The 26,680-nt window shown below is 47.2% G+C and carries 20 protein-coding genes; 7 read left to right on the top strand and 13 right to left on the bottom strand.

Going from position 1 to position 26,680, the window contains the following annotated elements:
* The first annotated feature begins 30 nt into the window (after positions 1-30).
* Positions 31-531: an RtcB family protein gene (locus tag KUA49_RS09840; RefSeq protein WP_218411462.1), complete on the top strand. Its 501-nt coding sequence runs from the start codon at positions 31-33 to the stop codon at positions 529-531.
* Here the strand turns inward: KUA49_RS09840 and KUA49_RS09835 are convergent.
* A complete protein-coding gene (locus KUA49_RS09835; protein WP_256624727.1) occupies positions 435-1,712 on the bottom strand; it encodes a transposase in 1,278 nt (425 codons plus the stop codon). The two genes, KUA49_RS09840 and KUA49_RS09835, sit on opposite strands and share 97 nt — an antisense overlap.
* A gap of 382 nt (positions 1,713-2,094) precedes the next feature.
* A complete protein-coding gene (locus tag KUA49_RS09830) occupies positions 2,095-2,376 on the bottom strand; it encodes a helix-turn-helix domain-containing protein (protein WP_218411463.1) in 282 nt (93 codons plus the stop codon).
* 378 nt (positions 2,377-2,754) lie between these two features.
* On the opposite strand from KUA49_RS09830, the gene KUA49_RS09825 reads away from it, so the two are divergent.
* Positions 2,755-2,913 carry a hypothetical protein gene (locus tag KUA49_RS09825; protein WP_218411464.1) on the top strand — a complete coding sequence of 53 codons (159 nt, stop codon included), beginning with the start codon at positions 2,755-2,757 and terminating at the stop codon, positions 2,911-2,913.
* Between the two features lie 426 nt (positions 2,914-3,339).
* Here KUA49_RS09825 and KUA49_RS09820 read toward each other — a convergent pair whose 3' ends face one another.
* The 3 genes from KUA49_RS09820 to yfcE all read right to left on the bottom strand — a co-directional run bounded on the left by KUA49_RS09820 (position 3,340) and on the right by yfcE (position 7,299).
* Complete coding sequence (locus KUA49_RS09820; RefSeq protein WP_318331603.1) at positions 3,340-4,557, bottom strand: hypothetical protein; 1,218 nt, start codon at positions 4,555-4,557, stop codon at positions 3,340-3,342.
* A 481-nt stretch (positions 4,558-5,038) separates the two neighbouring features.
* Entirely contained in the window at positions 5,039-6,685 is a 1,647-nt protein-coding gene (locus tag KUA49_RS09815) for an NAD(P)/FAD-dependent oxidoreductase (RefSeq protein ID WP_218411466.1), read from the bottom strand.
* Between the two features lie 68 nt (positions 6,686-6,753).
* Positions 6,754-7,299, bottom strand: coding sequence for a phosphodiesterase (gene yfcE / locus KUA49_RS09810; protein ID WP_218411467.1), 546 nt, complete (start codon positions 7,297-7,299; stop codon positions 6,754-6,756).
* Positions 7,300-7,611: 312 nt separating this feature from the next.
* Between yfcE and thrA the strand changes: the two genes are divergently transcribed.
* From thrA to fucO, 5 genes are all read left to right on the top strand, one after another.
* Entirely contained in the window at positions 7,612-10,053 is a 2,442-nt protein-coding gene (thrA, locus tag KUA49_RS09805; protein ID WP_218411468.1) for a bifunctional aspartate kinase/homoserine dehydrogenase I, read from the top strand.
* A gap of 33 nt (positions 10,054-10,086) precedes the next feature.
* The gene (locus KUA49_RS09800; protein ID WP_218411469.1) at positions 10,087-11,406 is read left to right on the top strand and encodes a cofactor-independent phosphoglycerate mutase; all 1,320 of its coding nucleotides are present in this window, start codon (positions 10,087-10,089) and stop codon (positions 11,404-11,406) included.
* A 181-nt stretch (positions 11,407-11,587) separates the two neighbouring features.
* The gene (thrC, locus tag KUA49_RS09795; RefSeq protein ID WP_218411470.1) at positions 11,588-12,889 is read left to right on the top strand and encodes a threonine synthase; all 1,302 of its coding nucleotides are present in this window, start codon (positions 11,588-11,590) and stop codon (positions 12,887-12,889) included.
* A gap of 12 nt (positions 12,890-12,901) precedes the next feature.
* A complete protein-coding gene (locus tag KUA49_RS09790) occupies positions 12,902-13,858 on the top strand; it encodes a D-2-hydroxyacid dehydrogenase (RefSeq protein WP_218411516.1) in 957 nt (318 codons plus the stop codon).
* Positions 13,859-14,101: 243 nt separating this feature from the next.
* Entirely contained in the window at positions 14,102-15,256 is a 1,155-nt protein-coding gene (gene fucO, locus KUA49_RS09785) for a lactaldehyde reductase (RefSeq protein ID WP_218411471.1), read from the top strand.
* A gap of 126 nt (positions 15,257-15,382) precedes the next feature.
* Here the strand turns inward: fucO and KUA49_RS09780 are convergent, their stop codons facing one another.
* The 8 genes from KUA49_RS09780 to tsaD form a co-directional block, all read right to left on the bottom strand.
* Positions 15,383-19,303, bottom strand: a complete 3,921-nt coding sequence (locus KUA49_RS09780; RefSeq protein ID WP_218411472.1) for a glycoside hydrolase family 2 TIM barrel-domain containing protein — start codon at positions 19,301-19,303, stop codon at positions 15,383-15,385.
* Positions 19,304-19,416: 113 nt separating this feature from the next.
* Positions 19,417-21,060 (bottom strand): Gfo/Idh/MocA family protein, encoded by a 1,644-nt coding sequence (locus KUA49_RS09775; protein ID WP_218411473.1) that lies wholly within the window; start codon positions 21,058-21,060, stop codon positions 19,417-19,419.
* Between the two features lie 340 nt (positions 21,061-21,400).
* Positions 21,401-23,890, bottom strand: coding sequence for a hypothetical protein (locus KUA49_RS09770; RefSeq protein WP_218411474.1), 2,490 nt, complete (start codon positions 23,888-23,890; stop codon positions 21,401-21,403).
* 354 nt (positions 23,891-24,244) lie between these two features.
* Entirely contained in the window at positions 24,245-24,403 is a 159-nt protein-coding gene (locus KUA49_RS09765; RefSeq protein WP_006849046.1) for a DUF4295 domain-containing protein, read from the bottom strand.
* Between the two features lie 45 nt (positions 24,404-24,448).
* Positions 24,449-24,637, bottom strand: coding sequence for a 50S ribosomal protein L33 (rpmG, locus tag KUA49_RS09760; protein ID WP_006849045.1), 189 nt, complete (start codon positions 24,635-24,637; stop codon positions 24,449-24,451).
* A gap of 5 nt (positions 24,638-24,642) precedes the next feature.
* Positions 24,643-24,906 (bottom strand): 50S ribosomal protein L28, encoded by a 264-nt coding sequence (gene rpmB, locus KUA49_RS09755; RefSeq protein WP_006849044.1) that lies wholly within the window; start codon positions 24,904-24,906, stop codon positions 24,643-24,645.
* Positions 24,907-25,089: 183 nt separating this feature from the next.
* Positions 25,090-25,599, bottom strand: a complete 510-nt coding sequence (locus KUA49_RS09750) for a CinA family protein (RefSeq protein WP_218411475.1) — start codon at positions 25,597-25,599, stop codon at positions 25,090-25,092.
* A gap of 7 nt (positions 25,600-25,606) precedes the next feature.
* Positions 25,607-26,632, bottom strand: a complete 1,026-nt coding sequence (gene tsaD, locus KUA49_RS09745; RefSeq protein WP_218411476.1) for a tRNA (adenosine(37)-N6)-threonylcarbamoyltransferase complex transferase subunit TsaD — start codon at positions 26,630-26,632, stop codon at positions 25,607-25,609.
* Positions 26,633-26,680: the final 48 nt, after the last annotated feature.

Raw genomic sequence — 26,680 nt, 5'->3', positions numbered from 1 at the left:
TTGCACAAAAAAAGATAGGAGATTAAGAAAATGAAAGAATTTGCAATGAATGGAACCCCTGTTAAGATGTGGGCACATATGTGTGATGCTACGGCTTGGCAACAAATATCAAACCTTTGTAGCCTGCCTTTTGTTTTTCATCATTTAGCGTTGATGCCTGATGTACATGCAGGAAAAGGTATGCCTATAGGAACTGTCCTTGCTACCCGGAATGTCGTGATTCCGAATGCTGTGGGCGTGGATATAGGTTGTGGTATGTGTGCTGTCAAAACCAATATCCAGGTGGAGACGATAGAACAGGATGTTCTGAGAAAGAAAATCATGCGAGGCATACGCCACCAGATTCCTTTAGGAATGGAACACCACAAGGTTGCCCAGGATGAGAAGTATATGCCTGAAAATCATGATATAGATGGCATGACTGTCGTTAAGCGTCAATATATATCAGCTACTAAGCAAGTGGGAACACTTGGTGGAGGAACACTGCTGTCCCGTTTAGAAATCATCGGGTCTGAAAAGGCTAGGATATAGCCAATCCTCCGTCTCTTCTGTTGGAACAGCTTTGTTAAATATTCATTTAAAGGAGTCTTGTCCGTAAGGAATAGACCCACGTTCTTTGAAATAGTGTGTAGCGATTGATCTATGTGCATCACTTTCTTTGCATAAGCTAAAAGCAAGTATGTGCATATGGCAATCCAGATTTGCAGATATATGGCATTCTCGGAAGTTCCATAAAAGGATTTGATGTGAAGGTGTTGCTTAATCCATTTAAAGTAAAATTCGATCTGGAACCAAGTTCTATAATAAAGAAGTACCTCTTCACCCGAGGTGTCTGTAGAGAAGAATAGTTTCTTCTTGCCATTCGGTATCTGCCAGATGACAAGTCTAACTTTACACTTGAGTGCCTTGGAATAGGCAATCAAAGTATAAGCTGTTCCTTCTATATCTTTCATCTCCATCTTCTCCATTCGAGTGAGGTCAAGATTCTTCATATCAATCTTGCCATCCTTTGTCTTGGGGCGACCACGTTTTCCCGTACGTGGACCTGCATAGACATAAAAAAGACAAGCATTGACACGAAAGCGGCTTATCAAAGAGAACCCTTCTTTCTTTATCCCATTAACAAATGTACTTGTAGAGAAGTAGGCATCTGCAACTATGAGGGTTGAGAGTTTGAGAAGTTCCTTGCGATAACGCTTAATGACGCTGATATAGAAATCTACCATAGTCTTGTTTCTAAGACTCAGTTCTTTTTTACTTAGCGACTGGTGGGCTCTTAACATCATGCTGTCTTTGGCATCAATATCTACGAGACCAATACCCATGATTTCGAGACCATGTTTAACAGACTGTGCACATCCTGACCAAAAACGACCGATATGTGGAGTCTTCTTGCCAGCTTTGCTGATGTAGCTGGGATCTATGGCAATAGCCCATCTTCCCTGTTTACCGAAGAAGCGTTTGGCAAGTGATACATTAAGTTTGAGCCAATCAATGCACTTCGACTTTTTCAAGCCGAATGCGTTGCGATAGGTTTGCTCAACATGCGAGCCATACCTCCCCATTTGGGTGAAATTTATCTTTCTTGGTATTACCATGAACAAAATTATCACCTCGATGAGTATTTTCTTAAAACTTTTTGTTAACTTTGCAGCCGAATCTTCAACTGCATCTTTAAAGACATCCATATATTGGTCAAGTCCTGTATTCATATAATTTTGCGTTTGTCGTGATTTGCAAAGTTACTGAAAATCAGCGACTTGACCATTTTTTATAGTTAAGTTTTCATAAGCATTTCTTAATATAAGTTATTGATTTACAGACGATTAAATATTAATTTAACGCAGTATTGTAACAAGAAACAAAAAGACAATATAAAAAGGCAGGTAGGTAACACATCTAACCTATCTGCCTTTATGACATCATGCCTTAATCATCGGCACTAGAATTGAACCCAAGCATATTCATATTCAAAAACTTCTGCTTATCATTTTGAAGACCTTGCTAATGCTCATAATGACAGCATTACCACCTGCAGAGTAATAGCTGCTATCACAATCCCAATTTGTACCACACATATAATTAGTTATCAGCTTAATGAGTTACACAATAGGCTGCGGCCTCAGATTCTATCTCAGCCATACTTTTGCATCGGTTCTGCATCATCCAGTCTTCCAACTCACACTTTTTGAAGTAGAGTCGGTTCTCATTTGGCTTATAGCAGGGGATGATGCGTTTCCTGACGTTCATCCTGACTCCTTCCACGCTCATGCCAAGGATGAATGCAGCTTCCTTGATGTTGAGCATTGATTTGGCGGCAATCATCGAATACTGCTCAATGCGGTCTAGCTGCTCCTTTATTTCTGAGTTTGTCATATCTACCTCCTTTAGATTAATAAAACACGACCTTGTTAGTCTTAACTCACCCGAACACATTCAAGACTTTCTGGCTAAAGACTTCGGACTGCTTGCTCTGACTTCTATATGCTAGAACGTTATAGATTGTTTCTCTTTTGCAACCATACAGCTCAGCAAGTTTTTTCAGTCTTTCAAGCGAAACTTTGATAATTTTTATCTTTTTTGCTTGCATATCTTAATTTTTTGTAGTACTTTTGTTTTTAAATATATAGCAACTTGTTGTTTACGACTGCAAAGATACTCTTTTTAGGTTTATTTACCAAACATTTTCTCTAGAAAGATTAACCTATTAAGTTTAATTAGTTAAGCAACCAAGATGCAAATGATTCTTCTAATATGGTTGCAGAGACTCCTCATCGTGAAGAACCTAAGATAGAAGAGTCTCATCAGGATGATTCCGTCTGGAAGGCTAAATACGAAGAGTTAGAGAAACGCTACGACCAGCTATTGTCTATCTTGGAGACAAGCAAATGTAGGATAATTAAAATGTGGTAGAATGTGGCAAGTGTTTATATTGATAATATGCTTTGGCGTATATCTATTGGCTGGTGCTGTAATAGCTTATTGTTTTTGGTATTTATTGCTTTTGGTTTTCAAACCTCTTAAATTAGAAAGGTTGTTTGGAATGGAGCTGCCATTACCGATTGTTTTATCGCTTTTAGGTATAGGAATTATGGTATGGGTACAACATCAACAATTTCTTGTCTGAATCTAGTAGTAAAAAGGTGACAACAGAGAGAAAAGAGAATGTACAATTAACAAAGACACTTCTTATTCTGTATATATATGTACTGGAGAAACTTCTACCAAGTATCATAGCGACCCTGATTGCCGTGGTCTCTCTCGCTGCTCAGGAGAAATAGAAGACGTAAGCGAGGAGGAAGCTGAGGATATGGGAAGAACTCCTTGCAAGATATGTTATTAACTGACCCCACTTAAAAAAGGGGCATATTTTGAATCCAGTCTGACCAGTGTGGTCATTCTGAGTGAAACATAGCAATCGGCTCCGCTGGTGAATATCTTTCGAAAAATCGCATTGAAAGAGCCGAAAGCTTCTCTTATAGGCCCGAAAAGGGCAAATATCGATCTTTGAAATGTTGAAATCTGGAATATTACCATCCTTCGGAGGTTCATCCACATACATCTGCTATATGCATGCATACGATGTTTGAGCAAGCCCCTATATCGGGTCTTGCCATTACGTGTATGAAAACTGTATTGGAACATGGCAGCTTCTACGTTATTCCGTTTATGCTGTTCCTCCAAAGGAAGGCTTTCTATCTGCTTCCTTAGCTGATAGGCTTTAATGTCTTTGTCTTCAAAGTAACGCCAACCGGTTTTGTTGTTCCATGGGATTCTCCATCGCATTCTGGAGCCTTGCTTTGTGACGGCTTTGACTGCCTCGTAGGTGTTGCCAGTAGCAATCTCCCTGATGGTAAGACCATCCTCGTCATGCGGTATCAGTTCCCATCTGCATCCACCTTGTATCTTGCCAGTCTTGAGCTGCATGGCATTGTGGTTCTTTGCAAACTCTCGATTGTCCGGACTTTGATAGGCACCATCTGCATACAGGTCTTCAATCGTAGAATTCGTGACACGTTCACTGTTTTCCACGGCCTCCTGAAGAAAATGGCAGTCTGCAAATACTGCTGTCTCAACCTGAACGGAAGTGATAATGCTAGGCTTGCCTTCCTCAACAGTCTCTGTGATGTTGGTCACATAGCCTTGCACCTTCTGTTCGTTCTTGGCACGATAGGTTGCATCAGGATCGTTAGGATTCTGAAGACTGTCAGCCTTTAACTCCTTCTTGTCTCGAAGAACAACCTTTCCGTCCTTTACGGCATACTGTTCATCAAACAGACGTTGAAGAAGATCATGTGCAGGGGAAGTGGCAGGAAAAGTTGCCAGCATCTCCATGATGAAATTGCCAATTCTGGCAAGATTGCCCTGAAGCGTATCGGAATCAGAGCGGTAAACTGTCTTGGAGGAATCCTCTTTCAAGTATTCCTTTGCCAGTTCTTCCTTCTCTGGGGTGAGATCGGAAAGCGTGCATGTCTTGAGAAACTTGACCAAAGTTGTATGTATCAGTTCATAACGAGACTGGCGAGCGATATTGCTGCCGATAAGCTTACTGTCCATGCGGACGCACTTTCCTGATATCTTGAGAAGGCGTACCTGATTGCCGGTAAACTGTTCGAAACTGTGCCGCATAAGACCCGTTATTTAATAAAAATAGGGACTGGTCATGCAGATGGGTATTCCCTGTATCTGGGGCGTAAGTACAGTGAATCTTAAATGCTGGAAAAGCAAGAGCACATCTCTTTCATTGTAGATGAATACGGCTACCTCCGTGGCGTAGTTTCCATGGAGGATGTGATAGAAACTATGACTGGTGTGGAAAATCGTGGATGAAGATGATGTGGCTGTAGATATGCAGGCTTTAACTAAGGAAAAGTTACGCATGATGATGTAGAAGAAAAAAGAAAAGAAATAAAACGAAATAGAAAAAAAGAAGAAAATATAAAAATAAGGTTGCCAGTGCTCTTCTTGAGGGGTTGGCAACCTTATTTGGTAAATTGAAGTTTATGGGTTAACTTAAGTTTCCGCATCCGTTTAATTACTACAATGTAGCGGATGTGAGATATTCTGCGCACATTTCTGCACATCTCTCACCATCTACACCAGCAGAAACGATGCCGCCTGCATAACCGGCGCCTTCGCCACAAGGGAACAAGCCCTGGATGCGTACGTGCTGCAGAGTGTCGCGGTCGCGGACTATTCTCACAGGCGATGAAGTTCGGGTCTCCATGGCTATCAATGTGGCCTCGTTCGTGAGGAAACCATGCGCATTCTTGCCGAAGGTCTTGAAACCTTCCTGCAATCGCTTGGATACGAAACCTGGCATCCAGAAATGCAGCGGACTGCTAATCAAGCCCGGCGCATAACTGCTCTTGGGCAAGTCGTAACTCAGGCGGTTGTTCACAAAGTCGGCCATGCGCTGTGCCGGTGCAGTCTGCTTCATGTTGCCCTGCTGCCAGCATTGCTTCTCCACAATCTGCTGGAAATACATCATCGCCAATGGGTCTTTCTCCAAATCCTCTGCGGTGAGATGAGAAGCCCCTGCCGAATCAGAACCCGGAATACCATGGTCAATGACGAATTGGGCTACATCCTCAGGATGCGTCTCTACCACCATTCCCGAATTACTCCAGGCAGTGCCACGATTGCTCGGACTCATTCCGTTTACCACCAGCTGCTCAGGTCCCGTTGCCGCTGGAATCACGAAACCGCCAGGACACATGCAGAAACTATACACGCCACGTCCATCTACCTGGGTAACAAAGCTATACTCGGCTGCAGGAAGATATTTGCCCCTGCCGTTCTTGTTATGATACTGTATCTGGTCGATGAGCTGGGATGGATGCTCCAGTCGCACGCCCACGGCGATTCCCTTGGACTCTATCTCGATTTTACTAGATGCCAGATATCGATAGACATCACGGGCACTATGACCGGTGGCAAGGATGACAGGACCCCGATAGGTTTCCTCGGCACCCGTTGCCAGGTTGATGGTCTCCACGCCAATCACCCGGTCACCTTCCAGGATCATCTTGGTCATCTTGGTCTGGAAATGCACTTCGCCGCCACAATTGATGATGGTGTTGCGCATGTTCTCGATGACGCGGGGCAACTTGTCGGTTCCAATATGTGGGTGCGCATCCGCAAGGATATTCGTGTTGGCGCCGTGCTGGCAGAACACGTTCAAAATCTTGTCTACGCTGCCACGCTTCTTGCTGCGGGTGTAGAGCTTGCCGTCGCTGTAGGCACCAGCTCCACCCTCGCCGAAGCAATAGTTACTCTCGCCATCCACCTTCTGGGTTTTAGTGATGTTGGAAAGGTCTTTTTTGCGTTCACGCACGTCCTTTCCACGTTCCAGGACGATAGGGCGATAGCCCAGTTCGATGAGTCGCAGGGAGGCAAAGAGTCCGCCAGGTCCCTCTCCCACCACGATGACTCTCGGCTTGGAGCTCACATCCGGGTATTCCGTATGCACATACTGATCGTCCTGTGGATATTCGTTGATGTAGGCACGCACCTTCAGATTGACGAAGATGGTGCGCTGGCGGGCGTCGATGCTGCGCTTCAGTACGCGCACCTGGTTCAGTGTTCTTACATCCAGCCCCTTCTCCTTGGCGAGATAGCACTTGATGCCTTCCTCGCTGGCTGCCTGTTCTGGCAGAATTCTTATCTGATACTCTTGAATCATTTACTTTGAAATTGAAATTTGAACTTTAAAATTTACGATTATCTTTATGAAAGTGCCGAGCGGCAAGTTTATGCTTCCATTGTTGCCAGCACTTCGCACGTATCCAGATGATACATGGTGAATTTTCCATTCTCCAAAGTAGCGAATGTTGGTACATTTCCGCCCTTCGGGAAGGTGATGCTGCCCGTGTTCACGATGCCTAGCCCCTTCTCGTTATGCGATAGTTCCCAGAGATGGGAATGACCGTAGATGATGCAGTCGTATGGACCTTTTGGCATGTTCTCCTTATTGTATACGTGGCCATGGGTCAAGAGATAGCGCTTGCCGTTGTCTACCAGCAGGGCGTAAGTCTCCATAATAGGGAAATCGAGCAGCATCTGGTCTACCTCCGCATCGCAGTTGCCACGAACGGCCACAATCTTATCAGCAAGGGCATTCAGCCGCTCCACGATGCCCTTAGGGTCGATGCCCTCGGGAATGCGGTTGCGGGGACCATAGTTGATGATGTCGCCCATGATGCACATCATGTCGCACTTCTCCTGCTCGAAGAAATCGAGCACTTTCTCCAGGGCTGGCAAGCAGCCATGGATATCTGAAAACAGTAAATACTTCATTCTTTGTACTTTTATCTATATTTGTTCTATCTATTTTTATTTTAAAAACCATCCGCAAAATTACAGCTTTTCTCCGAAACCTCCAAACTTTTTCGGAATATTTTTCTGCATCCCTTATAATATAATAATGTATAGAAGACGATAATGTCTGTAAATCTTCGAAAAACAAGGATTTTTATCTACAATCTGCAACTTTTTCATTGATTTCTTTGGCAGTTTGATAGAAAATTCGTACTTTTGCCCTCAAGTTTTGCTACGGCCCCGGTCGTTTCGGGGGTGGCATTACATTACCAACGCAAAATTCAATAACGTATGAAAGTATTAAAATTCGGCGGAACATCTGTTGGTTCCGTAAAAAGCATCCTCAGCTTGAAACGTATCGTTGAGAATGAGGCAAAGAAACAGAGTGTAGTGGTTGTCGTGAGCGCGCTTGGCGGTATCACGGACAAACTCTTGCAAACCTCTCAGCTTGCCCTCAAGGGTGATGAACAGTGGAGAGTCGAATTCGACGCCATGGTTGATCGCCACCACAAGATGATAGATACGATCATCACCGACACAACAGACAGAGAAAATCTTTTTAAAGCAGTTGATGCCCTCTTCGAGCAGTTGAAGAGCATCTACTTCGGTGTGTATCTTATCCACGACCTCAGCGAGAAGACTCAGGATGCCATCGTGAGTTATGGAGAACGACTCAGTTCGAAGATTGTTGCCACCCTGATCCGTGGCGCCAAATGGTTTGATTCTCGCAAGTTTATCAAGACCGAGCGCATCAATGGCAAGGGCAAGCACACGCTTGACAGTGAGCTGACCTGCAAGCTGGTAAAGGAAACTTTTGCCGAGCTGCCTCGCATTTCTCTCGTACCGGGTTTCATTAGCCGCGACAAAAACACGGAGCGTACCACCAATCTGGGTCGTGGTGGTAGCGACTACACCGCTGCCATCATTGCTGCTGCCTTGGATGCCGAGGTGCTCGAAATCTGGACGGATGTGGATGGCTTCATGACTGCCGATCCACGTGTCATCAAATCTGCTTATACCATCAACGAACTGAGTTATGTTGAGGCGATGGAGCTTTGCAACTTTGGTGCAAAGGTCATCTACCCTCCTACCATCTACCCAGTTTGCGTCAAGAATATTCCTATCAGAGTGAAGAATACCTTCAATCCTGATGCTCCTGGTACCATCATCAAGAACAAGATTGATGCCGACCAGAAGCCTATCAAGGGTATTTCTTCCATCAACGGAACCGCCCTTATCACCGTCACCGGTCTTTCCATGGTGGGTGTGATTGGTGTGAACCGCCGTATCTTCACTGCTCTCGCCAACGAGGGCATCTCTGTGTTCATGGTTTCTCAGGCTTCTTCCGAGAACTCCACCTCTATCGGTGTACGTGAGCAGGATGTGGAAGAGGCTGTGAGCGTATTGAACAATGAGTTCAAGAACGAGATTGCCGACGGTGCCATGTTCCCAATGCACGCAGAGTGCGGACTGGCTACCATCGCTATCGTGGGCGAAAACATGAAGCATGCTGCCGGTATTGCCGGTAAGCTTTTCGGTACGCTCGGACGTAGCGGTATTTCCGTGATTGCCTGCGCACAGGGTGCTTCTGAGACCAACATCTCTTTCGTAGTAAAGAGTGATTTCCTGAGAAAGTCGCTCAATGTGTTACACGATAGCTTCTTCCTCTCGGAGTACAAGGTGCTCAACCTCTTTATCTGCGGTGTGGGTACAGTGGGCGGCAAGCTCATCGAACAGATCAAGAATCAGTATGCCGACCTCATGGAGCGCAGCAAGCTGAAACTGAACGTGGTGGGTATTGCTTCTTCCAAGAATGCCATCTTTAACCGCGAGGGACTCAATCTGGAGATTTATCAGGAAGAGCTGAAGCAGTCGGCTCCTAGCAGTCCGGAGTTGCTCCGCGATACGATTCTCGCGATGAACATCTTCAACAGCGTATTCGTAGACTGTACGGCGAGCAAGGATGTAGCTTCCCTCTATCAGAGTCTGTTGGAGCACAACGTGAGTGTTATTGCAGCTAACAAGATTGCGGCTTCCAGCGAATATGAGAATTACGAGAAGCTGAAGAAGACTGCTATCCAGCGTGGCGTGGTATTCCGTTTCGAGACCAACGTAGGTGCTGGTCTTCCTATCATCGGAACCATCAACGACCTGCGCAACTCTGGTGATAAAATCCTTAAGATTGAAGCGGTTCTCTCGGGTACGCTCAACTTTATCTTTAACGCCATTTCCTGCGTGGTTCCATTCTCAGAGACCGTTAAACTGGCGAAGGAGAAGGGTTACAGTGAGCCAGACCCACGTATCGACCTCAGTGGTATGGACGTGATTCGCAAGCTCGTTATCCTCTCCCGTGAGGCAGGCTATCGCGTAGAACAGGAAGATGTAGAGAAGAATCTCTTCGTGCCGGATGAGTTCTTCAAGGGAAGCCTTGACGAGTTCTGGAAGAAACTTCCTAAGCTCGATGCTGACTTTGAGGCCAAGCGTAAGGCACTCGACCTGGAGCACAAACGCTGGCGTTTCGTTGCCACTCTCGATGGAGGCAAGACTTCTGTAGGTCTGCAGGCTGTGGGGCCGGAGCATCCATTCTATAACCTGGAGGGCAGCAACAACATCGTATTGCTCACCACCGAGCGCTACAAGGAGTACCCTATGATGATTCAGGGCTACGGAGCCGGAGCCAGCGTAACTGCTGCCGGTGTATTCGCCAACATCATGAGTATCGCCAACGTATAATTCAGTCGTATCAATCAATAAAGGATAACAATTATGAAGCATATTATCATTTTAGGCGACGGCATGGCCGACCACCCAGTGGAAAGACTGGGTGGCAAGACCTTGCTTCAGTACGCCAACAAACCCTATATGGATATGCTTGCCAAGAAGGGCAAGACAGGAAGACTCGTTACCGTGCCAGATGGTTTCCATCCGGGTTCTGAAGTAGCCAACAGCTCAATCATGGGCTACGACCAGAATGAGGTTTACGAGGGACGCGGACCGCTGGAGGCTGCCAGCATCGGCTACGAGATGAGTCCGAACGATTTCGCCCTGCGCTGCAACATCATCAATGTGAACGACGGCATCATCGTAACCCACAACGGCGGCAACCTGGAGACGGAAGACGCTGATATGCTCATCAAGTATCTGAACGAGAAGCTCGCCAGCCAATATCCGGGCATCGTGAAGTTTATCACGGGCATTCAGTATCGCCATCTGCTTATCATCAAGGGCGGTAACAAGTATGTGGATTGCGCACCTCCTCACGACCATCCGAACGAGGAATGGAAACCCCTGCTCGTGAAGCCGATGGAAGGCGTTGATGCTGCTCTGCTTGCCGGCAACAGTGACAAGACTCCTGCCGAAGATGTGGCTGAGAATGGCGGCACACTGAGCGACGAGTATCGCATGAGTGCACAGCAGACTGCCGACCTTCTGAACGAACTGATTCTGAAGAGTCAGGAGATTCTGGAGAACCATCCTTTCAACGTGGCACGCAAGGAGCGTGGCGAGCGCATGGCCAACATCATCTGGCCTTGGGGCGGCGGCTACCGTCCGCACATGCTCACTCTCTCGCAGATGTATCCGCAGATTAAGAAGGGTTCCGTGATTTCGGCAGTGGATCTGATTCGTGGCATCGGTCATTATGCAGGTCTCCGCAACATCATCGTTGAGGGGGCTACGGGTCTTGCCAACACCAACTACGAGGGCAAGGCGGCTGCGGCTATCCAGGCCTTGAAGGATGGCGATGATTTCGTGTATGTTCACGTAGAGGCGAGCGACGAGGCTGGACATGATGGCGACCTGGAGCTGAAGCTCAAGACCATCGAGAATCTTGACCAGCGCCTCATTAAGCCTATCTTCGACGAGGTAAGCACCTGGGATGAACCTGTCTGCATCGCCGTATTGCCTGACCATCCTACTCCTGTGGAGATTCGCACCCACGTAAAGGAGCCGGTGCCTTTCATCATCTATTATCCAGGCATTGAGCCGGATAGCGTAGAGAAATACGATGAGGAGAGTTGCGTGAGCGGAAGCTACGGCTTGCTGCAGTTGCAGGACTTCATGAACGCATTTATGGCAATAAAGTGAAGAACGTAGAGTGAAGAGTGAAGAATTCAAATGTATCAAGGCATGGGATTCTTCACTCAGAAAAAACTCTAATTCTTCATAAAGAGATATAAACAAAGAAAAAAATCGTGAATGGACAAAGAAATAAGAATCATGACATTTGAATTCTTCACTCTTCGTTCTTCACTCTTCACTTACAATTATGAAATATTATTCAACAAATAAGAAAGCACCAATCGCCGATTTGCACAAGGCGGTAGTTAAGGGTTTGGCAGAAGACCGAGGTCTCTATATGCCTGAAATCATCAAGAAGTTGCCACAGGACTTCTTCGATAACATCGAGAAGCTGAGCTTCCAGGAGATTGCCTACAAGGTAGCTGACGCCTTCTTCGGCGAGGATGTGGATGCTGATTCACTGAAGAAGATTGTTTATGACACCCTGGCTTTCGACTGCCCAGTGGTTGAGGTGGAGCCAAACATCTACTCGCTGGAGTTGTTCCATGGTCCTACCCTCGCCTTCAAGGATGTGGGTGCCCGTTTCATGGCTCGTCTGCTTCAGTACTTCGTACGCCAAGAAGGCAAGGAGGAAGTGAACGTGCTCGTAGCAACATCGGGTGATACGGGTTCTGCCGTAGCCAATGGTTTCCTCGGCGTGGAGGGAATCCATGTTTACGTGCTCTATCCAAAGGGCAAGGTGAGCAAGATTCAGGAGAGCCAGTTTACTACACTGGGTCAGAACATCACTGCCCTTGAGGTGGATGGCGTGTTCGACGACTGCCAGGCACTGGTGAAATCTGCGTTCATGGACGAGGAGCTGAACAAGCACATGAAGCTGACTTCTGCCAACTCTATCAACGTGGCCCGCTTCCTGCCTCAGGCATTCTACTATTTCAACGCCTACGCCCGCATGAAGGAGAAGGGTTTGGCCGACAAGTTGGTAATCTGTGTGCCTAGCGGTAACTTCGGTAACATCACAGCCGGACTCTTCGGTCATGAGATGGGCTTGCCTATCCACCGCTTCATCGCAGCCAACAACGCCAACGACATCTTCTATGAGTATCTACAAACTGGCAAGTACAATCCTCAGCCTAGCAAGCAGACCATTGCCAACGCCATGGATGTGGGTGATCCATCTAACTTCGCCCGTATCTACGACCTCTACAAGGGCGACCACGATGCCATTGCTGCCTACATCAGTGGTGCAACCTATAAGGATGATCAGATTGCAGACTCCATGAAGAAGTGCTACAATGAAACCAAGTATGTACTTGACCCTCATGGTGCTTGTGGCTATCAGGCATTGAAGGAACAGTTGAAGCCAGGCGAGGTAGGTGTATTCCTGGAGACTGCTCACCCAGCTAAGTTCAAGGAGAAGGTAGACAGCATTCTCGGTACAGACATTGAGATTCCAGCCCGCCTTGCTGAGTTCATGAAGGGCGAGAAGAAGAGCATCCAGATGACCAAGGACTTTGCTTCGTTCAAGAACTATCTGATGAATGAATAATATACAATTATGATGAAAATCGTAATTTTAGACGGATATGCAGCCAACCCAGGCGATTTGGATTACCATCGCCTGGAGCAGCTTGGCGAAGTAGTGGTTTATCCACGAACCTCTGACGAGGAAAAGGTGGAGCGTGCGAAGGATGCAGATATCATCTTATTGAATAAGGTACAGATGGATGCAGAGACCCTGGCGCAACTTCCAAAACTGAAGTACATCGGTATTCAGGCTACGGGCTTCAACGTGGTGGACATCGAGGCAGCGAAAAAGCAGGGCATCATTGTAACCAACATTCCGGCTTACAGCACGGATAGTGTGGCACAGATGACATTCGCACTGATTCTTGCCATTACCAACCGCGTAGAGCATTACACCCAGGAGAACCGTAATGAGCGCTGGGCTTACAACAAGGATTTCTGTTATTGGGACACTCCATTGTTGGAGCTTGCCGGCAAGACCTTCGGTATCATGGGACTAGGAAATATCGGAATGAAGGTGGCTAACATCGCCCGCCAGTTTGGTATGAACATCTGTGCCTGCACCAGCAAGCCATCCTGTTCTCTGCCAGAGTGGATCCAGAAGGTTAGCAAGGAGGGATTGCTTTCCACGAGCGATATTCTCTCGCTGCATTGTCCGCTTTCTGAAGATACCTATCATTTCATCAATGCCGAGAACATTGAGAAAATGAAGGATACGGCCATTCTGATTAATACGGGTCGTGGAGCCCTGGTAGATGAGACTGCCGTTGCTGCAGCCCTTCATTCCGGAAGTCTGGGCGCCTATGGTGCTGATGTGATGGAACAGGAGCCTCCTTCGAAGGAGAATCCGCTGTTTAATGAGCCTAATGCTTATCTTACTCCTCACATTGCCTGGGCAACCTACGAGGCACGCGAGCGACTGAACAAGCAGGTGGCTGCCAATGTTGAGGCTTTCATCCAAGGAAAGCCCATCAACGTGGTGAATGCATAAGACGGAATTTAAGAAACAATATGGTTGAAGTTAAGGTTCAGAATTCTGAACCTTAACTTTTTTTTCTTTCCCATTTCTACCCCATTTTTTGAGAATAATCCCTAAAGATTGACCTACTTTGTTTTTTTAACTAGAAAAACTTGGCGGTATCAAAGAAAAGCAGTATCTTTGCTGCATCTTAAACAATTAATTTAATCAACCAAATATTAACAATATTAATAATCTTAATTAACAGAAACATTTATGGTAAACAGATTCATTCTCAATGAAGTGTCTTATTTCGGTCCTGGTGCCCGTAAAGAACTCCCTACAGTAGTAGCTAGCCGTGGCTGGAAGAAAGCTCTGGTTGTAACAGATAAGGGCTTGATGAAGTTCGGTGTAGCCAAGATGGTGCTCGACGTTTTGGACGAGGCTAACATTGCTTACGAGGTTTTCGACGACGTGAAGCCAAACCCAACCGTTTCTAACGTTACAGCCGGTATTGAGGCATGCAAGAAGGCTGAGGCTGATTTCATCATCGCCATTGGTGGTGGTAGCTCTATGGATACAGCCAAGGGCATCGGCGTGGTGGTAACAAACCCAGAGTTCGCCGACATCGTTTCCCTGGAGGGCGTGGCTCCTACCAAGAACAAGTGCTTGCCTATCGTAGCGCTTCCTACCACAGCAGGTACTGCTGCCGAGACTACCATCAACTATGTAATCATCGACGAGACACGCCAGCAGAAGATGGTTTGCGTGGATCCTAACGATATTCCTGCCGTAGCTATCGTAGATGCTGAGCTGATGTACTCTCTGCCAAAGGGTCTCACTGCTGCTACCGGTATGGATGCGATGACTCACGCCATCGAGGGCTTGATTACCAAGGCAGCATGGGAGATGAGCGACATGTTCGAGCTTAAGGCTATCGAGATGATTCACAAGTATCTGCCTATCGCAGTGAACGATCCTAAGAACCCGGAAGGTCGCAACGGTATGGCTGTGGCTCAGTATATTGCCGGTATGGCTTTCTCTAATGTAGGTTTGGGCGTTGACCATGGTATGGCACACCCAATGAGTGCTTTGCACGATGTTCCTCACGGAGTGGCTTGCGCTATCCTGCTCCCTACCGTGATGCGTTTCAACATGGAGGTAAGCGTTCCTAAGTATGTTCAGATTGCCAAGGTAGTGGGTGTTTACAAGGACGGTATGACCGATCAGGAGGCAGCCGAGGCTGCTTGCAACGCTATCGAGGAGTTGTCTAAGCTGGTAGGTATTCCTCAGCACCTCAGCGAGTTGGGAATCACAGAGGCCGACATCCCTGCCCTTGCAGAACAGGCTATCACCGATGTTTGTACTCCAGGTAACCCACGCGAGGTGAGCAAGGAGGATATCATCGCATTGTATCATAAGATTTTGTAATAGCAGAACATATTCAAAAAAATCTTTCATAAAAAACTTCAATAAAAAAAGAGGCTGGTGCACATCGCATCAGCCTCTTCTTTTTTATTGAACTAGAATTGATTATTTGTAATTAATTCTAGTTGATTATTCTGTAACCAAAGTAAATTCTGCGCCAGAAGCGTAATCCTGACCATTTTGCTCATTCAAGGCACGCAGGCGAACGTAGCGGGCTTTCACTGGCTTACCGAACATCACCTTCTGAAGCTTGGCACTCTTCTCGAACTTACCCTTCAAGATTGGGTTGCCCCAATTCTTGTTGTCGTTGCTTACGTAAATCTCGTAATCCTTGATGCAGCCGTTCAGCGAACCATCCTGGCGAGGCAGATAAGTGAAGCCCTTGATAACCTTCTCCTTACCGGCGTCGAAGTCAACCCAGTGAGGGTACTTCGCCAGAGTGATGGAATACATCGTGTGCCAGAAGGTTGAAGGATCGCCATCTACCAAATAAGCTGCATCACCCTCATCAGGCTCCTGGCTCGAAGCAAAGGCAATCTGCAAACCGGCGCTCTGCTGGTTCTGCTTCATCTTCTGCATCATCTCCTTCGCCATCTCTCTGCCTGTGGCAGAAACCTTCACCAGGTTACCCAGCTCTGACTTCACGGCTGGACGGATGATGAAACCGAAGGTGGTTGGAGTGCTGCGTACCTGATCTGGAGTCAATGGACCACCCTGGCCGCAACTTGCACCACCAAGTCCGGTAACCTTCGCATCCAGGTGCAGATGGGTTCCGCTGCTCTTAGGCAACTGGTATGGATGAGCCGCCAAAGTCAACTCCTGCTGGCTCCAAGGAAGAGCCGAAGCCGACATGGTGCTGTCGGAGATGAATACTACGCCCTGCTGTTGGCTGTTGGTAACGGCGCACCAGCGAACCTCCTCGCGGTTGCCCTGTGCCTGAGGCTTAGGAAGCATGATGCCCTGCTCTGCCACCGGACTATGATACCAACCGATAAACTGGCTGGTCTTGCGGTCGTTATAGTTGTTCACTGGTCCACGGCCGTAGTAATCATACTGATTCAGTTCGCTTGGCAAAACCATAGAATATCCGATGCGAGGCAGAATCACCTTCGAGCGGTTGGCACCGATGGCACTCTGCATTTCGATGGAACCATCCTTGTAGATGGTGTAAATCTGACGCGAAGTGAACTTCAGGTCAGCATCAGTCAAGGCGTGCTTGTTTTTCTCGAAATTGTAGCAAGACTCTGGGTCGCGGTCGCGATTGCCATAGTTCACATCGCATCCTTCCTTGCCCTGGCTTTCCACGGTGAAGTCGAGCTTGTAGGTTCCATCCTTCTTGTTAGGAGTGCAAGTCCAGCTCTTCACCACGTGCTGCAGGTCATACAAGCCGTTTCGGAACCATGCATTGTGGTAGCCGATTCCAGCATCGTTATCTGTAGGTGCACGGTAAGCATCCAGCTGAGGGCCATTGCCATCCTTGATGATTACCTGGTTGCCGTACTTCAAGCTGTAGATGGCACCGGTGTTCAAATCGAAAGCCACCTGGAAGTTCTCGCCCGTAATATTGGCACGCTTCGCAGCCTTATCCAGCTGATACTTCATCGCCTTGCCACCCTTTGTAACGGCAGCGATAGACGGAGCGGCAACATCAGCACCCTTCACTCTCAACTGCTCTTCCATCTGAACATAGCCCTTGGAAGCCCAAGGCATGTCCTTGCCCAGCAGGAACTGGATGGTAACGAAGTACTCGCTCTTTGGGTCCAGACTCGCATAGTCGTAAGGCAAGGTGTAGATGCCCTTCTCACGTGGACCCACGATGTTCTTGGCTCCCTGCAGTGGCTGATTCTTCTTCACGCATACGCCGTCCTGATAGAGCGACCAGACGATCTGATAGTTTTTCAGCGGCTCGAAGTAATTCTTATTGAAGATTTCAATCTGTCCCTGCTTCATGTCGATGGCCTTGACGCCCACGTTCTGGTAAACCTTCTTCACCTCGTAGTACTGAGCCTTAGGGGTAAGGTCTGGGCGCATGATTCCGTTCATGCAGAACATGCCGTCGTTTGGCTTGTTGTCTTTTCCGAAGTCGCCGCCGTAGGCCCAGTAGGTCTTTCCTGTGGCTGGATCCTGCTTGTTCAGCGCCTGGTCAACCCAGTCCCAGATGGCTCCACCCATAAAGAAGTTGGTGCTTTCGATAGCGTCCCAGTAATCTATCAGGTTACCGCAGGCGTTGCCCATGGAATGCGCATACTCCGAGATGTGGAACGGATACTTCAGATTATACTTGCCCTGAACGGCTCCCTGCACCCAGGCGATGGACGGATATTGATTGGAACCCATATCCACGATGTCGTTGTTGCGTTCATACTGCACAGGGCGACTGGTATCGTAGGCCTTGATGGCATTGTAGCAATCAACGAAGTTCTTTCCAGGACCCGCCTCGTTACCCAAGCTCCAGATAACCACCGAAGGATGGTTGATTGTGGCGTGAACCATCTCCATGTTTCTGGCGATGTGGGCATTGCGGAACTCAGGAACGTGAGATAGACTCTGCTTGCCGTAGTAATATTGATGGCTCTCGATGTTTGCCTCGTCCTCCAGGTAAATGCCGTACTTGTCGCACAGATAGTACCAGTAAGGCGCATCAGGATAGTGGCAGTTGCGCACGTGGTTGATGTTGCCGCGCTTCATCAGGAACACCTCGTGCTCCATTTGTTCACGGCTTACGGTGTGTCCTGTCTGAACATTGTTCTCGTGGCGGTTTACACCCTTCAGCTTGATAGGCTGTCCGTTCAGATAGTAGTATCTTCCTGCAAGTCCGAACTCGTCCTTATCGGCAGGCGTATCCTTGATTTCCACCTTTCTGAAACCTACGTAGGTAGAGAATGTCTGAACGGTTCTGCCCTTGGCATCCTTCAGTTCGCCCACCAATGTATAGCGGTGAGGAGCCTCAGCACTCCAGAGGTTCACATTGTTAGCTGCATCGAGTGTAGCTTCGATGTTGATTTCTCCCTTCGCATTCAACTTGCCTTCCAGCTTAGCCGATGCGGTAACGCCGTTGAGCAGGGTGTTCTCGTCGGAATAAAGACGGTTGGCGTAGAGCGAATACTGGATAGTATAGCCCTTGATGGCCTTTTGGGAGAGGTTCTCAAGCTGGGCTGTAATATGCAGTTTGGCGTTGGTATAGGTGTCATCAAGGTCTGGAATCGCCTTGATGTCGCTGATCTGCACCTGAGGCTTGGCGGTAAGTGCCACGGTACGGAAGATGCCCGGCAGGCGGAACATGTCCTGACTTTCGAGGAAGGATCCGTCGGAATGGCGGTAAACTTCTACGGCCACGGTGTTTTCTTCACCCTCCTTATTTAAATAAGGTGTAATGTTGAATTCTGCCAGATTTCGTGAGTTCTTTGAAAAGCCCACGTACTTGCCGTTGATATAGAGATAGAAGAAGGAATCCACGCCGTCGAAGTTGAGATAGATTTCCTGTCCCTTCCAGTCGGCAGGCACGGTGAAGTTTCTGCGATAGGAACCCACTTCGTTGCGGTTGCGGTAGGTCATCCAGTCTTTAGGCGGTGTACGCATCACTCCACCCTTCCAGTCGTTCATCGGCTGCCAGGAGTGTTGGAAGATGACGCGCTGGTTGGAATAGAGCGGATCTCCATACTTGTTCTTTCCGTTTCTCTGCAGCCCAGCCATGTTCCAGCTTACCGGCACCTTGATGTCATCCCATTTCGACACGTCATAGTCGGTGCGAAAGAAATCCTTTGGTCTTTCATCCGGATTCGGAGCCCAGTGGAATTTCCACATGCCATCGAGTGATTTCCAGTAGGAACTGTTTTCCGGCAAAACCTTTCTTGCCTCCTCGATGTTTCTGAACGAGAAGAACCAGGCATGCGGTTGCAGCTTGTTAACAGCCACGGAATCAGGACTTTGCCATTCCCATCCCGTAGGCGCAGCTTGCTGCTGGTAGAAATATCCTCCCAGCTTGCCGTCGGCCCAGGCGGCTGGAGTACAGAGCATTCCAGCCAAAAGTAATAAATATGTTCTCTTCATTTAGTTATGTTGTTTATTATAAGTTTGCTTCTTGGAAGCCAAATACTTCCAAGAAGCAAACATTTCTTCATGATTCTTATTTTCTGATGATTATCTTTATTTCATAATCATCCCTATTTCTTGGCAACCATCGCCTTCTTGGCAGCAGCCACAGCCTTGTTGTACTTGGCTGTAGCACTCTTCACGGCCTTGGCGTTGTTTGTCTTCTTGGCAGCGGCCACAGCATCATAGAGCTTCCACAGATTATACTTGGCGGTAGCCTCCTTCTGAGCCTTGGTGTAGGCAGCTGCGGCAGCTTCGGTAGCAGCCTCGTCTGCTGGAGAAGCATACTGATGTTTGTAACCCTGCTCCTTGTTCCAGAAACCGCGGGTGAAATCAGGGAAGGTTACGGATGCGCAGTTGTTATCCATAGAGATGGCACCCAACTCTGCCAGAGCACACCACTCTGCCAAGTCGTAAACGTCCATATCCAATGGCAAACCATTCTGCAGGCAGTAAACCAATCGGGAATCCATGATAAAGTCCATTCCTCCGTGACCCATCTGACGGCCCAGTTCACCATACTTCTTCAAAATTGGGTGATAGTATTTCTTCACCAGCGCAGCCTTCTGCTGGGCGTTCATGAAGCCGTGAGCATTGAGATTATCCATCTGAGGTGCTCCTGTTCCCTTCAGTGCATCGCCTGAAAGGGCGAACTCCTCGGTAGGATACTTGGTAGCGTAACCCTTGGTACCGGTCAACTTAAACAGTCGGTTGTATGGCTGCGGAGTCATCACGTTGTGCTGAATCTCTACCACCTTTCCCTTAGCTGTACGCATCAAGGTAGTGGTATGGTCGCCATTGCGGTACTTCTTGCACTCCTTGCCGCTCTTCTTGGAAACCCAATCCTTACCTACAAAAGATTCTGTATCCATAGCAACCAATGTAGTGAAGCGGTCGCCACGGTGGATGTTCAGACACTGAGCCACAGGACCCAAGCCGTGAGTAGGATAAACGTCACCACGGTTCTCCATGTTGTACTTCATACGCCAGTGCAGATTGTCCTTGTCATTATCATTAGGGTCTTTCCAGTAAGCATCCCAGAAGTCTTCCAGGCAGTGGATGTAGGCACCCTCCGCACGGATGATGTTGCCGAACACGCCGTCCTGAGCCATAGCCAGGGCGTTCATCTCGTAATAGTCGTAGCAGCAGTTCTCCAGGATGAAGCAATGCTTGCGGGTCTTCTCACTCATGTTGATCAGACTCCAGCACTGGTCGAGATTCATGGCGCTAGGTACCTCGATGGCAGTATGCTTGCCGTTTTCCATGGCACACTGAGCCACTGGGAAATGGTGGTTCCAGTCGGCAGCGATGTAAACCAGGTCGATGTCTGGGCGCTTGCACAGTTCCTCGTAACCCTTTTCTCCGCTGTAGATGGCAGCCGGTTTCAAGCCCTGCTTGCGGAGGAATTCCTGCGATTTCTCAGCGCGCTCCTCCTCGTAGTCGCAAAGAGCCACGATTTCAACACCAGGAATGTGGCAGAATCTCATCACCGCCCATGGTCCACGCATACCAAGACCCACGAATCCCACGCGCACGGTCTGCAACTTTGGAGCCCTGAGTCCCAATACGTTCTGCTGTCCAGCAGGACGTTCTGGAGTTTCCACTACGATAGTACCTTTGTCCCAATGCCACTTGGTATTAGGCGACAACGACTGTGCGCCTGCTGTAAGAGAGAATGCAGCCAAAGACGCAATCAAAAAGCTTTTGATTTTCATTTTTTTCATCTAGCAACACTGTTAGTTAGAATATATTTAGGAGTCCCGGTGGTCTCTGAAGGTCCGGGATTATGTAGCATCATTGGCATCATCTGTTTTAGTGTTGCATTAGAAAACAGACAAACCTCTGAAAACCACTGCAAATATACGAATAATATTTGAGATTTCGCATATCTTTTAGTATTTTTTTTATGAAGATGTGGGAAAAGGATAAAATATCTTAGAATCATTTTCGCAGGATGTTGTTTTTTTGATTAGTACGGATAGCAATGACGATGGATGATACAGGAACAAAAAAGTGAATTAGTCTTATTGGCTAACCCACTTTTTCTATAAATGTTTATAATACTACTTTCAATCTCTTTCCATCAGCAACCACGATATAGATGCCGGATGATGGAGCCGTAATGGTTCCGTTCAGGCTATTACCCACTAACTTGCCATCGGCAGAGAACAGCTGCAATTGCTTCACACCAGCGGCTGTAATGGTCTTGCCGGCAATGCGGAGATGAGAAGCAAGCTGGACTGCAGGAGCAGAAATGCCATTGGATACCTCTACCTGACCATACTCGATGACATAGGACTCCACCTCGTTGCTTCTAAAGGTCATCTGAGTAACTCTTCCTTCCTCATCATAGTCAAAGAGACGCGCAGGACCATCAGGACCCTCATAAACAACCAGGCGATTCTTGCTGTCAATATAATAGGTATATGGTTTACCTCTGTAGAAAGCCTCTACTATCTTATAACCATCTTCTTGGCGCTCAGAATAGGAGAAGTCACGGAAAGAAGAATTAGCAGTATCCCAACTGTTCGTCTCCTCATTCCATCCGTAAGAGATTTCAGAAACGCCCTCGCATGCAGGAACCAGGAAGAAGTCGTTGAAGAGACTCTGCGGAATGATGGCAGGCAGCGGATTGCTAGGCAGCGTGCATGATACAGCCCCGAAAGAATAAGCTGCATATTCTGTCTTTTGGCTAGGTTTCCACTCCCCATCTTCCTTGTTGTAAATTTCTGTCCATTTCTTTGTACCGTCAGCATTCTTATCTTCCAGGATAGTTTGGTATTCCTCGATAGCCTCGCCGTTCCATCTACGAAGAATGGTAACACTCACACCATCAGCATTTGTTGATGAAACAGGCGGAATGTTCATGTGTGAAATTTTCCAGTCGTTGGCATCCTCATCCCAATTATAGTAAGTTTCAATGCCGTCAATCTGTACCACGGTGCGCTCCTTTTCCTCAATCTCGCCATCCTCGTCATAATCCGTATAGATGATTTCCGTGGAGCCATCAGCCAGGAGTTTAGCCGATTCTATTTCTTCCAGATACATCACGCCATTGCCGTTTGCCTCATAATAAGTAGCCACGTATCCGTTATCTGTATATTTTATCTCACTTGTTTCGCTAAGCTTACCATCTTCATAGATTTCCGACCATACACCATATCCCAATTCGTTGGTCTTGACGGTAGTATGGTTTTCAGAACCGGCACCCAGTGTAATTGTAGCATTCTTCAGCGCCACCCATTTACCATTCTCATACTCTTCCATGACGCTAGGAGAACGCCATTTCTGAACATCCTCCCCCGATCTGATGCGTCTGGTTTCCTTGCCATGGGCATCATAGAATGTAAGGAGAACTTCATCTGAATTATCAGGATATTTTAATACCGTATAACTGTTGTCAGCAGCGATATAGTATTCCGAGTTATCGCTGATGAAATCACCATTTTCCACCTTTTCATAGGTAGTGTTAACATCTTTTAACTCACCATCATCGTAATAAAAATGGGTATGCTTTACGAGATTGAGGGTTGGATGATTCACCCAGTCGTAAGCATCTTTTCTCTGAATCTGATATTGCAGTGTTGACTCGTCGTAGCTGTAAACAGTTTTTTCTCTATGCTTCCCGTCGTTTACAGCAAAGCTGGAGTCGAAGTTTTGGGTCTGTGCAATTCTTTCATTGAATTCCCAGTTCACGCCATCAGATGATCGATAGTATGTTAGCGTAACATAGCCTTCAGCAGGCTGGTTAACCAAAGCCTCGCATTTATCGTAATCGCACCAATTTGGCTCATCGCTGCTACTGTTGCCGTAATAATATTTTCGCACTTTGGTATAGTTGTTCCCATCCAGCACCACGGTCTCCTGACGGTACTCATCACTCTTGCATTCTATGAAAGCCTTGGCAGCTTCATACCATACATATTCAGTGCCATGAGCCATATATCTGTTGCCCACCTTTTCATAGGTAAGATCCTTAACCACATAGGCCTGCATGCTTTCATCCAGGGTTTCGGTCTCCTTGTCATAGCTATATTCATGATCACTCACAGGATACCATTCCTGCGTATCATAGTCGAATCCTGTTGCATGGATGCTGAGGAGGCGTCCCTTTGCATCAAAGCTGCGCTCGGTTTTGAACTTAGCAATCTCCTCTTTCTGGGCATTCATCTTGGTGTGCTGAAGAGTAACCCACTTATGCTGGGCATTGTAGGTATAATCAAAAGTTTCAACGCTCTCATCAGAATAGCTGATTTGACTGATATTGCCCTGCAGGTCATAACTTATCTTTCCTTCCGGACCAGCTTCGGCGCCATCAGAATGGAGGAAAGCAACCGGCAGGATTTTCTTGACGGTTTGACCTTCTATTTCAGCAGCATCCACGGTACGCATCTGGTCGGTGCGCACTAATTCAGGAAGTGTTTTGCTGCTTGTCATAGCCTTTTCGGGTACAGCCTTGGCTTTCGGCTTCATGAGTCCTTGTGCCTGGACAGAGATTAATCCCATCACAGCAAACAGACAAACTGAGTAAATCTTCTTTTTCATAAGCAGTTGGCTTAAAAGTTATTGATCTTGTTTATTCACTCAACAGATATTAATTTCTTTTTTACCTGTCTCGCCTGCAAAGATAAGCTTTTATTTTGAATCAGCAAAGAAAAAGATAGAAAAATTTCCAATAAGATGAACTTTTGTTTTTGATGAAGATTTCTATTGTACCATTTATGATGACCCGGTTCCATATCCTTAAACTGGTTGAAGAATGATGCTGAAGAGGAAATAAGAGAGAAACTAAAGAGAAAACAAAAAAAAGGTCACAATACCCTAAAAAGAGTATAGTGACCTTATTGTATTTATGCGAATCTTCAATAAGATTCATCCTGGGGGGATAACCCCTAGAAATTAATCCTTGAAGAAGTCCTTAACAGCCTCGTTTGGTACCATCTTCTCATCGAAAACATAAGCACCAGTCTTAGGGCTCTTAACCATCTTGATAACCTTTGTATATGCGCGACCATCCATGTTACCTTCGTGGAGGGTAGCGACCGCTTTCTTTGCCATAGTCTATTTAAATTGATAAATTTGTTTATAAACTTGTAAGCTAGCTTACTTAATCTCCTTGTGAAGAGTCATCTTCTTAAGGATTGGGTTGTACTTCATCAACTCAAGACGCTCAGGAGTGTTCTTACGATTCTTTGTAGTCACGTAACGGCTTGTACCTGGCATACCACTGTTCTTATGCTCAGTGCACTCGAGGATAACTTGTACTCTATTACCTTTTGCTTTCTTTGCCATGATATTTATTCTCCTATTACTTTAATGTCCTTCCAATCTACATAGCCCTTCTTTACTGCCTGATTCAAGGCAGCATCGAGACCTACTTTATTAATAAGACGAAGACCAGCAGCACTGATCTTGAGGCTGATCCAGCAACCCTCTTCTACATAGTAGAATTTCTTGCTGAAGAGGTTAACGTCAAAGCTTCTCTTTGTACGGTGCTTTGAGTGAGACACATTGCAACCTAACTGTGCCTTCTTACCTGTAATTTGACAAATCTTAGACATTTCTATCTTTAATTTTGTAATTCGTTAATTGATACCTATTCCAAACAGAGTGCAAAATTACAAATATTTTTTGAATACGCAAAACTTTGGGCGGAAGAAACGCTTCTTTTAAGATTTATTAAGAAGAAAAGGGCGTTTCTAAAGATATTTTTATCTAGAAACGCCCTTTTTGGGGATATTATCTTACTTGTGGGTAAGCTCTTCCTGATGCTCTTTCAGGAAGTCGAGCATGCCTTTAAGTGCTGTATTTGTGGCGATTGCAAGATTGATGTCGCGACCGAAATCTTCGGTGAGTTTTACCACACGAACATCGTCCTTGTTGCCGAAGCCTACGAAGATGGTGCCCACTGGTATGGCTGGTGTGCCGCCGGTAGGACCCGATACGCCTGTTGCAGAGATGGCGAAATCAACATTCAATGCCTTGATGGCGCCCAGCACCATCTCTCTTGCCACTTCCTCGCAGTAGGCTGTCTTCTCCTCCAATACCTCGTGGCTTACGCCCAGAAGGTTCTCCTTCACCTCGTTGGTGTAGCTTACCACACCGCCCTTGAAGTAATTGCTGGCACCTGGCACGGAGATGAGTGCCTCGGCGATACGTCCGCCTGTGCAGCTCTCAGCTGTGCCTACTGTCTTGTCACTGTTATAGAGCATCTCCTGGATGCCCTTGCTCAATATTTTTGTTTCAAATTCCATTTCTTACTTACTTAAATGTTACTTTACTATATGCAGGAAGATCGATGGTTGCGAAATCACCATCACGATACTTGAAGGTTCCCACGCAGCCGATCATCGCCGCATTGTCGGTGGTGTAGCTGAACTTAGGGATGTAGATGGTCCAGCCGAATCGCTTGGCGTGGTCGCGGAAGGCATTGCGCAGACCATTGTTGGCACTCACGCCTCCAGCCACTGCCACGTGCTTGATGCCCGTCTGCTTCACTGCCATGCGCAGCTTCTTCATCAGGATATCCACGATGGTGAACTCGATGCTGGCAGCCAAATCGAACTTGTTCTTCTCAACGAAGTCAGGATCGGCAGCCACCCACTTGCGCAGGCTATAGAGGAAACTGGTCTTGAAACCAGAGAAGCTGTAGTTCAAGCCTGGGATGTGTGGCTCGGCAAAGCTGAAAGCCTTCGGATTACCCTGACGGGCATACTTATCCACGACAGGACCACCAGGGTAGCCCCACTCCAGCACCTTGGCACACTTGTCAATCGCCTCGCCAGCCGCATCGTCGATGGTCTGCCCCAGCACTTCCATATCATTATATGCGTTCACCTTCACAATCTGTGAGTTTCCACCGCTCACGAGGAGACAGATGAATGGGAACGGAGGTGCACTCTGGTCGTCATCGCTCTCCTTGATGAAATGCGCCATCACATGACCCTGCAGGTGGTTGACATCAATCATCGGAATATTGAGCGAACGGGCGAAACCCTTGGCAAAGCTCACGCCCACGAGCAGCGAACCCATCAGACCCGGACCACGGGTAAAGGCTACTGCCGAGAGGTCTTCCTTCTTGATGCCTGCACGGGCTATTGCCTGGTCAACCACCGGCACCACGTTCTGCTGGTGAGCGCGGGAAGCCAGCTCTGGTACCACGCCGCCGTAGGCACGATGCACTTCCTGAGAGGCGGTAACGTTGCTCAGCAATACTCCATTCTTGAGCACTGCGGCAGAGGTATCGTCGCAGCTGCTCTCTATACCTAATATATATATATCCTTCATTATATCAAAGTTTATAATTTATAATTTATAGTTTATAGCATAAACCAC

The organism is Segatella copri, assembly GCF_019249655.2.
GTDB lineage: Bacteria > Bacteroidota > Bacteroidia > Bacteroidales > Bacteroidaceae > Prevotella.
This window is presented reverse-complemented; position numbering and strand designations above follow the sequence as displayed.